Source organism: Hyphomonas sp. UBA4494, assembly GCF_002388935.1.
GTDB lineage: Bacteria > Pseudomonadota > Alphaproteobacteria > Caulobacterales > Hyphomonadaceae > Hyphomonas.
In genome coordinates, this window is record NZ_DGNK01000028.1 from 1 (window position 1) to 10340 (window position 10340).

A 10340-nucleotide genomic window follows, 5' to 3' on the forward strand; every position below is an offset into this window, starting at 1 on the left:
CCAGTCCATGTCTCGACCTCGACGCCGTTGACGTAGACTGCGAACTCTGACGCGCCATCGTTTTCGTTGAAGAAGTTGACGGCAAATTCGTAGGTGCCGTCTTCGCCGGTGAAGGCGCCGGTTGCTGTGCCGGTGCCGGTCGACTTGATGGTCTGCCCGCCGGACGCATTTGCGTTGTCCTCGATCTCATAGTCGCCGCCGAGCGTGAGAACTTCAGCTTCGGTCTCGCCGACTGCAATCTCGCCTGGAGGCGGCGGGGGCGGTGGAGGCGGAGGTGGTGGCGGCGGAGGCGGCAGCAAGGACGCATCGGTTACGGTTATGGTGTCTATACGTGCATATTCACCGGCATTCTTGGAGCCCTCGATCGTGATCACGTCGCCCGTGTTGAGGTCGAGCTGGAAGGCGTGCGTGTCGATGACCCATCCACTGGAGCCACCTGCGCCAGTCCATGTCTCGACCTCGATGCCGTTGACGTAAACGACATATTCCGATGCGCCATCGTTTTCGTTGAAGAAGTTGACGGCAAATTCGTAGGTGCCGTCTTCGCCGGTGAAGGCACCTGTCGCGGTGCCAGTGCCGGTCGACTTGATGGTCTGCCCGCCGGACGCATTTGCGTTGTCCTCGACCAGATAATCACCTGCGAGCGTCAATGTCTCGGCTTCTGTTGTCCCGACTACGATATCGGCCATGATGGTACGCTCTCAACTAAACTGTCTTGATCCGGCTCAAGCATGAATGCTGGCCTATAGTAAATCGGAACCGGTTTGCTTGCCACATCATTCTAGTCTCACGAGACTGGGCAGCGGCCGGGGGGTAAATTGCCATGACTGTTTGAACCGGGTTTTTCAACCTCGGCACCTATCGCGTCAGGGTTAGCGGGCACCCTTGGAATTCACCACGGCCGGCACGGTAAGCAGAAGAATTTTCACATCGGTCAGAAAGGTTCTGGTGCGCGCGTATTCAACATCCATTGCGACGCGGGTCTCGTAGGATGTGTCGCTGCGGCCACGGACCTGCCAAAGGCCAGTCAGGCCAGGGCGTACCGCGCAATAGTGTTTGTACTGGTCGCCATATTTCGTGATTTCATTTTCGACGATCGGACGCGGCCCAACCAGCGACATGTCGCCCCGGATGACGTTGACCAGTTGTGGGAGTTCGTCGATCGAGCTTTTGCGGATGAACTGGCCGAGTGCCGTGATACGGGGGTCATTGGTCAGTTTTTGCGTTTCGGCCCATTCGCGACGTGCATCCGGATCTGTTGCCAGCAGCTGTTGCAGGCGATCTCCTGCATCGGTCACCATCGAGCGAAGCTTGTAACAAGCAAACTGTTCACCGTCTTTGCCGAGGCGCATCTGCTTGAAAACGGCGGGGCCGCCATCTTGCAGACGGATAAAGATGGCAATTGTCAAAATCAGGGGAGCAGTGAAGAGCAGAATGCAAGATGCCACCACAACGTCGAAGACGCGTTTGGCAATCTGTTCCGCACCCGAAGTATCGGAGCTGTGGCGAAGCGATGCGTACCTAGCCATCTCCACTTCACGTGACTCTTTTGAAAGTCTCAAACCCATTTTACGTCCCCTAGAATCTACTCATCTGCGCCGGGTTTACTGCCTCACCCAGTGCGGACCTTAACGAGCGGTTAACTCGCAAGAGCCGTTGGATGTTTATTTCTTTCAGGGAGGTTTGCAATCTCTGTACCGCGAAATATGAAAATAATTAACGGTTGGAGACAAATTTCGCGCCACAGGGGAAAGTAAAGCGCAAATAATCGAGCAATCTGTACACAAAAATGGCATGTTCGAGGCAATTTTTGCCTCGTGCGTCAGCGGTGATCGATTTTTGGACAGTCGCGTGCCAAGGCGGCACAGTCTGGAATGAAAAAGGCGGCCCTGTTTCAGGGCCGCCTTCTCGTTGATTCGCGTCTTTGTGGTGCCTAGAAGATGCGCTCCCCGATACGGATCGTATCTCCAGGTTTAACGGCCGTATTGGTATCCAGCGTGTAAGTCTCTTCGGATGTGGCGTCAGCGCCTTTGACGAATACAACTTTCTTGTTGGCTCGGTATGTAAAACCGCCTGCCGCAGCGACGGCATTCAGCACCGTCAGACCGGAATTGTAGGGGTATTCTCCCGGAGAGCCGACTTCGCCGAGAATATAGTAGGGGCGGTAGTTGATAACTTCGGCGCTGACGCGGGGATTCAGGATATAATCCCCGTCAAGCGTTTCAACGATTTTGGTTTCCAGTTCTGGAGTTGTCAGACCGATTGCTTCGACCTGGCCAACCAGGGGCAACGAGATCGCTCCGGAGCCATCCACATCAAATTCACCGGAAAGGTCCGGGTGTCCAAACACGGTGACACGCAGCCGGTCTCCATTGCCAAGGATATAGGCCGGAGCCGTACGTTGCTCGTGACTGGTCTCAGGTGCGTCTGATCTCTGAATTGCTGTGCCAGCCTGACAGGCAGACACAATCAGAAAAGCGCCAGCCACCAAGGCTGAGCAGATTGAGCGAAGAGTCATCATGTCCCCATATTCTCCGTTGTTGGCGGCAAACGCCGCTTTGCAAATTGATCCCTAAACAGGACTTGTTTCCAGAAAGCTGACATCGGTCTTGAAAAGTTTCGCTGCTGACAGGCGGCCACTAATAAAGGCGCCCGTATCGAGACCGATGCGACGATTGTCGCGGAACACACCTTCTGCAGGTGTGTGTCCGTGGACCACGATATGTTCGAATTCTTTCGTATCATCCAGGAATTCATCCCGGATCCATAGAAGGTCCCGTGCCGATTGCTGTTCAAGGGGCACGTCAGGGCGCATTCCCGCATGTACAAACAGATAGTCTCCAGCAACATGGTACGATTGAAGGGAGTTGTAGAAATTCAAGTGTTCGTCGGGCAGCCTCTCCCGAAAGCCCGTCCAGACTTTTTCCCAGGCCTTCTGGGCTGCTGTCATGGCTTCGTGGGAGGTTAGACTGGAGCGGGTATTTGGCGGTTGGAAACCATACGAATAAAGGGTTTCGCCGCCGCCGTAGCGGACCCATTGTTTGCCGAAACCAGCATCGCTCAGGAACCGCAGCAATGCTTCTTCATGATTGCCCATCAGGAAAATGGTTCGGAATTCCTTGAGACGATCACCGATCAGGAAGTCGATCACGTCGCGCGATTGCAAACCGCGATCAATATAGTCACCCAGAAATATCAGAGTCCGCTTTGTCCCCGCTGGCAAGGTTTCGGAATCCTGTTCGATTTGCTCTACAAGACGCTCCAAAAGGTCGCAACGCCCATGAATGTCTCCGATCGCGTAGATGCATTCGCCATCCGGAGCGTGACTAATACGCGGCGCGACCGCGACCGGCTCTTGCCGAACGGGTGTCTCAACCTGGTCTGCGGGTGCATTGAAGCCTTGCCGCATGCGCGCACGCAGAGACGTCGTCGAGCGGGTCAATTGAGCCAATCTCGCGATAAACGACTTCTGAATCTGTTGCGTCAGCTTGGGCATGGATGCTCTGCTATTATTGACTCGTTTATAGTGTTTTTTGCCGGAAAACCAAAGGTAGGGCGCGTTTGTCGCTTTTGGGGATGAAAGTCTCTCGCAAGAAACCTGCCGCCCAGCTCATATGCATGGTTCCCGATGCGAGACCCGCAAACAGACCACATGTCGAGCGCTTCCAGACTGCCACAGCGATTGAGGCAGCCCCCAGCACGCCGACATAGCCGAGTGGCAAGATCAGTGCTGGCCAGAATAGTGGCGATACTACGAGACCGAAAACACTGGCCAGCAAGGCAAGTATCGGGATGGCCTGACGCATTTTAAGGGTGTGGCGGTGTTTCCGGGCCGTGCGGGCGCGGCCCTTACCGTAATTGAAGTATTGCCGAGCGAGCGCCTTTACGCCGCCGCGCGGCACATACTGAATGCGAATATCGGCATCGAGGAATATCCTGCCACCCGCCTGAACCACTCGCTTGTCGTACTCTGCGTCCTCATTGTGGGAAAAGGTCTCATCGTATCCGCCAACCATCTTGAACACGGCGAGATCGAAACCGGCATGGTGCCCGTGGTCGACATAGGCTGATTTGCGACCACCCCGATGAGCCGAGCCGCCCGACCCCAAAGGCGTATCTACAACCCAGGCATTCGCGCGTTCGAAACAGGTTTCCCCCACTGCGTCCATCGGGACAACGACCGAGGCTGCGTGCGTGGTCTCGAGCGCGTCAGCCACGTCAATGATGAAGTTTTTGGGATAGATGGAGTGGGCGTCGCATCGGATCAGGAATTGTGTCTCCTCGCTGGAATGCTGGTTGGCCGCAAGGTTCAGCGCAGCCGACTGAAGGCGTTTCGGATTGTGAAGTACGCGCAAATTCGGAAACTCACCCTTCAGGCTCTCCACAATCGCCACCGTTTGGTCAGTGCTGCCGCCGTCTGCTACGGTCAGGGGGACATGCTTCAGGCGTTCATCGCCGTCCATCAGCGACCGAATACATGCTTCGATATGCCGTTCTTCATTCAGCGTTGGGATGACCGCCAGCACAGTTTGTGCGGGCGCTTCCCTGACAAGTCGACCTGCGTTTCGTTCCATTACATCGCCAAACATTTGGGTCCCCGAAGTATTTGTTGTCCGTTAGAGAGCAAAAAGCATTCCATTTTTACGATGAGATGACGCAAGTCCGCTGAAAGCGTGATGAATGTGCAAATGTTCCCCTCCCTTACGTTAATCTTGCCGTTAGCCCCGAACCTCCTATGGATAGTGTAAACATATAGGAGGAAGCAGACATGATTGGTGTGATCGCGAAATTGACGATTCAGGACGGCAAGAACGAACAGTTCGAACAGGTGGCCAAGGATTTGATGGCAAAAGTGAAGGCCAACGAGCCTGGTTGCCTGACCTACCAACTCTACAAATCCAAGAAAGAGGCTAACACCTACATTTTCATGGAGCAGTATGCGAGTCAGGCTGACTTGGAGTCGCACGGCCAGACCGAGTATTTCAAAGCTGCCGGGCCGGGGCTCGGTGCTTGCCTCGCGGGCGCGCCGGAAATTTCCTACTTTGACAGCATAGACTAGTTCGGGGCGGTTATGGATCTCTCGTTTACCAAAGAAGACCTTGAATTTCAGCAGGAAGTCAGGGACTGGATTGCGGAAGCCTATACGCCTGAACTCCGCGCGAAAAAGGCCATGTCCAAGAATGGCTATCTCGACAAGGAGGGCCAGGTCGAGTGGCAGAAACGACTATACGAAAAAGGCTGGGTCGCGCCGAACTGGCCTGAAAAGTATGGCGGCCCCGGCCTGTCAGGGTCTGAGCGATACATCCTGAACATGGAGCTTTCGGCTGCTGGTACACCTACCGTCAGTCCGATGGGCATTTCCATGGTCGCGCCGGTCTTGATGGAGTTTGGTTCCGAGGAGCAGAAGGAAAAATACCTGCCTCCAATCCTTCGTTCCGATGTGTGGTGGTGTCAGGGCTATTCCGAGCCGGGCGCTGGTTCCGACCTCGCCTCGTTGCAGATGAGCGCCGTAAGGGATGGCGACGATTATGTGCTGAATGGTTCCAAGATCTGGACCACGCATGCCCAATGGGCAGACATGATCTTCTGCCTTGTGCGCACGTCCAAGGAAGGCAAGACGCAGGAAGGGATCAGCTTTATTGTGTTCCCAATGACCCTGCCGGGGATCACAATATCCGCGCTGCCAACGCTGGACGGTCCGCTGGAAGGCCAGCAGGAAATCAACCAGGTCTTCTTCGAGGATGTTCGCGTGCCTGTTGCCGACGCCCTTGTGGGCAAAGAGAATATGGGCTGGACTTATGCCAAGTACCTGCTCCAGTTCGAACGGGGCAATGCTTATGCGCCCGGACTGCGCAACATGTTGCGCAAGGCCCGCAAGATTGCGAGCGTGGAACAGTCAGATGGTGAGGCGTTGATCCGGGATCACGATTTCTCTCGCAAGCTGGCCAACATGGAAATCAAGATCGATAGTCTGGACGCGACCGAGCAGCGGATTTTCTCCGCACTCTCGGCCGGGCAGGCGGTTGGGCCTGAAAGCTCCATGTTGAAGTGCGAAGGCTCCCATACTCAGCAAGCGATCACCGAGCTTGTTCTCGAAGCCACGGGCTCTTATGCCGCTCCGTTCATTCAGGACAGTTTTGCCGTGGCCCGCGCTGGAAAGAATGCCGACCTGCCGATGCCGCAATATGCGGTGCCGGTCGCGCCGAGCTACTTTAATTACCGGAAAGCCTCCATCTACGCTGGTTCGAATGAGATCCAGCGCAACATCATGGCGAAGATGGTTCTTGGTCTTTGACGGACATGGCGGCGTCCTTATCGGTTGCGCGTAAGCCCAGCCTGCTGACCCGCATCGCCTATGGAATTGGCGGTGCGGCCAGCGGCGTGAAGAATAACGGATTCGAGTACTTCCTGTTGCTTTACTACAGTCAGGTACTCGGTATCTCAGCCTCTCTTGTGGCTGGCGCATTGTTCCTGGCGCTTGTGGTCGATGCCGTATCGGACCCCGTCGTCGGCTATTGGTCTGACAATGTGCGAACCCGGTTCGGCCGGCGGCATCCGTTCATGTATGCCGCTATGCTTCCACTGGGCGTTGCTTATTTTCTCGCATGGAATCCACCAGCGGGCTTGGATAGTCACGGACTGTTTTTGTGGCTCGTTGTCATAACGATCACGGTGAGGCTGTGTTTCACCTTCTATGAAGTGCCGAGTCTCGCGCTCGCCGCGGAGCTGACGCAGGATTATGACGCACGAACCAGCCTCATGTCCTTTCGCTACTTCTTTGCATGGGTCGGGGGACTGGCGATACAGGTCGCCTTGCTGACGATGTTGTTGCGGCCAACTGAAACCGTGAAGATGGGATTCTTCAATCTCGACGGTTGGCATACGTATGGATTGTGGGCAGCGCTCACGATTGTCGGCGCAATCGCGATTTGTGCCGCCGGCACTCACAAATACATTCCGTATTTGAAGGCGGCGCCGGCTGCGCGCCAACTCAGTGTGGGCAAGGTATTCGGAGAAATCTTCGAAACGGTTTCAAACCCGTCTTTCCGTGCATTGTTTCTAGCAACACTATTTGGCTTGTTCGCCAGCGGCATCTCTGCAGCCTTGAACCAATACATTAACGGCTTCTTTTGGGAATTCGATACTGATCAGATTGCCGGGCTTACTGCTGGAGTGTTCGTGTCAGCAGCGATCGCGTTGGTGGTCGCGCCCATCATTGGCAAGACGCTGGGCAAGAAGCGCGGCTCAATCATTATCGGCCTTCTGGCATTCACCATCGCACCTGCGCCAGTTCTCGCGCGCTTGCTCGGCTTCATGCCGCCCAATGGCACCGATACGCTTTACTATCTCGTACTGTTAATCACAGTTTTCGATCTGGCGCTGATCATTGCAACGCAAATGCTCATGGCGGCGATGGTTGCTGACATTGTCGAGGAAAGCGAACTGTCCACGGGGCGTCGTTCGGAAGGGATATTCTTCGCAGGTATCAGCTTCATTCGGAAGCTGTCGCAAGGTGCGGGGATACTGACTGCGGCGGTCGTGTTGTCGATGGCAGATCTGCGTCCCGGTATGCAGCCTGGGGAAGTAGCCGAGACTTCGCTGAATAAACTCGGATGGGGGTATGCAGCCTCGTTGCTCGTGATCTGGATGCTCATGATCCTGTGCATCAGCTTCTATCGAATCAGCCGGGAAAGTCATGAAGCCAATCTTGCGGCGCTCGCTGCGAGAGACGACACAGACCCAACCCCCTGAAAAAACTCACTGATTTGTCATGATTGAAGGAATTGCGTCCCGCTTCGCGCCGCAATAGAGCCATACTCATGGTCCATACAATTCGCATGACAAAACACGTTTCGAAGTTCCTGGCGATTGCCGGGCTTTCGGTTCTGGCTCTGCTTGTCGTGGCGGTCTTGCCACTTTTTGCACACGCCCAACGGTTACCCCAATCGCAAACCGAGATTGATCTCAGCTTTGCACCGCTGGTCAGGGAAGCTTCGCCCGCTGTGGTAAACGTTTTCACCGAGCGCATGGTCGCCAACCGGGTCTCACCCATGGAACAATTGTTCTTCGGTGATGCGATCCCGAAACAGCGCCGTCAGAATTCGTTGGGATCCGGCGTGATCGTGGGTTCAGATGGTGTGATCGTAACCAACAATCACGTCATAGATGGTGCGGACACGTTTCGGGTCGTCTTGAGTGATCGACGGGAGTATCCGGCCGAACTTGTGCTTGCGGACGAGCGGACAGATCTGGCTGTCCTCAAAATCGACACTGAAGGCGCTGTGCTGCCCACTCTACCATACGCGGATACCCGGGCAGCCCAAGTCGGCGACCTTGTGCTGGCGATCGGCAACCCATTCGGGGTTGGTCAAACGGTGACCAGCGGCATCATCTCAGCAACGGCCCGCACGGATGTGGGCATTTCCGACTACGCCTTCTTTCTTCAGACGGATGCTGCGGTGAACCCTGGCAATTCCGGCGGCGCGCTTGTGAACACGAAGGGGGAGTTGGTCGGTGTGAACACTGCAATCTTCTCCCGATCCGGTGGGTCCAATGGTATCGGTTTTGCCATCCCGGCTGAGATGGTGAAGCGCGTTGTCGACGCCGGCATGAATGAGGGCACCTTCGTCCGTCCATGGCTGGGGCTCGCCGCGCAGTCTGTCAGCTACGACATCGCCAAGGCGCAAGGACTGGATCGCCCTGTCGGAGTCATGGTGACGGAAGTTTACGATGATGGCCCAGCGGACAATTCCGGTCTGCGTCGAGGCGATCTCGTGACCGCCATCGATGGGCGGGAAGTGTTTGACGAAAAGGGCCTGAAGTTTCTGGCCGCTGTTCGTAGCCCCGGCGACGAAGCGATACTGACCGTGCTGCGGGGGGGGAAGACGCAGAACATCGGAGTCACGGTCGAGCCGCCACCCGGCGCTCGCGAAGTGGATATTGTACTTCTAGATGGACGAACGGCTTTTTCGGGTGCGCGAGTTGTAGAGCTGTCTCCCCGGCTCGCCGAGGAGAACGGGCTCGACCCGTTCCAGAAGGGATCCGGAATCTATGTACATTCAGTGATGCGGCGTTCGATTGCCCGGAATTTCTTCCGACCAGGGGATATCGTCCGCTCGGTGAATGGTGCGCAGACAAAGACCGTAGACGAGCTCAAATCTGCGCTCGCAAAGGATGCGAGCAGCTGGGATATTGAGATCGAACGGAATGGTCGTGTGGTGCGAGGAACGGTCCGGCTCTAGGCGGCCTGGCTATTCCGCGGCAACTTGCGATGCAGCGCTCGCGGACCCCTCGAACATGTCCATCATGATGCCATAGGCATCCTCAAGCGGTAGCTTGTCGGCATGACGGGTGGCGCTTCCATCGGCGGTTTGCACCCAGAAAGCCCCATTGCGGCTGTGCTGGGAATTGTTGACCTGACCAACCAGCATGAAGAGTTCGTCAAAGGCTTTACGCACACCGGTCTTGGCGTTGGTTATCTCGAAACCTGGGTCAGTCTTTGAAATCAGCCCGGACCAGAACATGATCCGGTTGGCTGCTCGCCGCCATTCCATGATCGTTTTGCCATTCGATTGTAGGGCGTCGAGCGTTGCTTCTGCTTCAGCTGCCTCTTCCTCGGAGGCGAACGTTGCCCAAGCCTGATGGGTCATGACCGGTTCGAAGCTGACCGGTTGCGGGCCACCCGCCCAAGCAAACAGGTCTTTGAAATTGTAGGGGCGATAGACAAATTTCCCACCAATATGTTCGTAGCGTGTGTTTGCTTCCTGGCTGAGCGCAGTGGCCAGGACGATCCGGCCAGTCGGCCCGACCATGTCGAACGCCTTGCCGATAATCGCATCCATGTGACGATACGAATCCTGGATCGCGTTGCCGTAATTGAGCATTTCCTCGTCAGAAGGTTTCACCTGGTAGACGTCCGGTTGCATATGCCGCCAATACCGGTGCTGGAGATAGGCGGTGGAATTGGCGAAATATGTCGCGAATTGCGGTCGGCGCTTCGACCATGTGTTTGCAAACACGTCCCACATCAGCAGATCGAGCACGAGCGCGCGTCGCCATTTGCGGTCGGCGGAAGAAGTCTTCTCACCAGCGATCTGGTTCATCGCCTTCGTGATCGTCTGGAGTGAAAGGCCGTGGCCCAGCATGAATTTCACAAAATTGAGCGCGTCAGCACGGGTGGGTTTGGCATTCGGATTGGTGTGTTCAGCCACATGGAAGCTGATGAATTTGTGAAAGGCTTCATAGGCCGGATCGCTTGGGCGCACGCCCGCAGACCAGGGGTCAGGAACGAGGAACACTGTGTCCTTGTGGGCCGTGTCGGCATTCATCGACCCGAAAAC

General features: G+C 55.9%; 9 protein-coding genes and 1 pseudogene. 4 read left to right on the forward strand and 6 right to left on the reverse strand.

The window, feature by feature from the left end; genetic code table 11:
- From B2P82_RS10375 to B2P82_RS10395, 5 genes and pseudogenes are all read right to left on the reverse strand, one after another.
- A pseudogene (locus B2P82_RS10375) lies at nt 1-689 on the reverse strand (hypothetical protein); the annotation flags it as partial.
- A 183-nt stretch (nt 690-872) separates the two neighbouring features.
- The gene (locus B2P82_RS10380; protein ID WP_242517320.1) at nt 873-1568 is read right to left on the reverse strand and encodes a sugar transferase; all 696 of its coding nucleotides are present in this window, start codon (nt 1566-1568) and stop codon (nt 873-875) included.
- Nucleotides 1569-1933: 365 nt separating this feature from the next.
- Nucleotides 1934-2521, reverse strand: a complete 588-nt coding sequence (locus tag B2P82_RS10385) for a polysaccharide biosynthesis/export family protein (RefSeq protein WP_206990692.1) — start codon at nt 2519-2521, stop codon at nt 1934-1936.
- Between the two features lie 51 nt (nt 2522-2572).
- The gene (locus B2P82_RS10390; RefSeq protein ID WP_206990691.1) at nt 2573-3496 is read right to left on the reverse strand and encodes a metallophosphoesterase family protein; all 924 of its coding nucleotides are present in this window, start codon (nt 3494-3496) and stop codon (nt 2573-2575) included.
- Nucleotides 3497-3521: 25 nt separating this feature from the next.
- Entirely contained in the window at nt 3522-4589 is a 1068-nt protein-coding gene (locus B2P82_RS10395; RefSeq protein WP_290496966.1) for a glycosyltransferase family 2 protein, read from the reverse strand.
- 179 nt (nt 4590-4768) lie between these two features.
- On the opposite strand from B2P82_RS10395, the gene B2P82_RS10400 reads away from it, so the two are divergent.
- The 4 genes from B2P82_RS10400 (at nt 4769) to B2P82_RS10415 (ending at nt 9242) form a co-directional block, all read left to right on the forward strand.
- The gene (locus tag B2P82_RS10400) at nt 4769-5059 is read left to right on the forward strand and encodes a putative quinol monooxygenase (protein ID WP_206990690.1); all 291 of its coding nucleotides are present in this window, start codon (nt 4769-4771) and stop codon (nt 5057-5059) included.
- A 12-nt stretch (nt 5060-5071) separates the two neighbouring features.
- Nucleotides 5072-6295, forward strand: coding sequence for an acyl-CoA dehydrogenase family protein (locus B2P82_RS10405; protein ID WP_290496967.1), 1224 nt, complete (start codon nt 5072-5074; stop codon nt 6293-6295).
- 5 nt (nt 6296-6300) lie between these two features.
- Nucleotides 6301-7752, forward strand: coding sequence for an MFS transporter (locus B2P82_RS10410; protein WP_290496968.1), 1452 nt, complete (start codon nt 6301-6303; stop codon nt 7750-7752).
- Between the two features lie 68 nt (nt 7753-7820).
- A complete protein-coding gene (locus B2P82_RS10415; protein WP_290496969.1) occupies nt 7821-9242 on the forward strand; it encodes a Do family serine endopeptidase in 1422 nt (473 codons plus the stop codon).
- 9 nt (nt 9243-9251) lie between these two features.
- On the opposite strand, the gene B2P82_RS10420 is transcribed toward B2P82_RS10415, so the two are convergent.
- Nucleotides 9252-10340, reverse strand: a 1089-nt coding sequence (locus B2P82_RS10420; protein ID WP_290496970.1) for a hypothetical protein, incomplete at its 5' end; no start/stop codon positions are given.

What these genes read in the sequence shown, in the direction of transcription:
- B2P82_RS10395 (WP_290496966.1), bottom strand. Translation starts at nt 4,589, where the DNA reads ATGTTTGGCGATGTAATGGAACGAAACGCAGGTCGACTTGTCAGGGAA.
- B2P82_RS10380 (WP_242517320.1), bottom strand. Translation starts at nt 1,568, where the DNA reads ATGGGTTTGAGACTTTCAAAAGAGTCACGTGAAGTGGAGATGGCTAGG.
- B2P82_RS10405 (WP_290496967.1), top strand. Translation starts at nt 5,072, where the DNA reads ATGGATCTCTCGTTTACCAAAGAAGACCTTGAATTTCAGCAGGAAGTC.
- B2P82_RS10410 (WP_290496968.1), top strand. Translation starts at nt 6,301, where the DNA reads ATGGCGGCGTCCTTATCGGTTGCGCGTAAGCCCAGCCTGCTGACCCGC.
- B2P82_RS10385 (WP_206990692.1), bottom strand. Translation starts at nt 2,521, where the DNA reads ATGATGACTCTTCGCTCAATCTGCTCAGCCTTGGTGGCTGGCGCTTTT.
- B2P82_RS10415 (WP_290496969.1), top strand. Translation starts at nt 7,821, where the DNA reads ATGGTCCATACAATTCGCATGACAAAACACGTTTCGAAGTTCCTGGCG.
- B2P82_RS10400 (WP_206990690.1), top strand. Translation starts at nt 4,769, where the DNA reads ATGATTGGTGTGATCGCGAAATTGACGATTCAGGACGGCAAGAACGAA.
- B2P82_RS10390 (WP_206990691.1), bottom strand. Translation starts at nt 3,496, where the DNA reads ATGCCCAAGCTGACGCAACAGATTCAGAAGTCGTTTATCGCGAGATTG.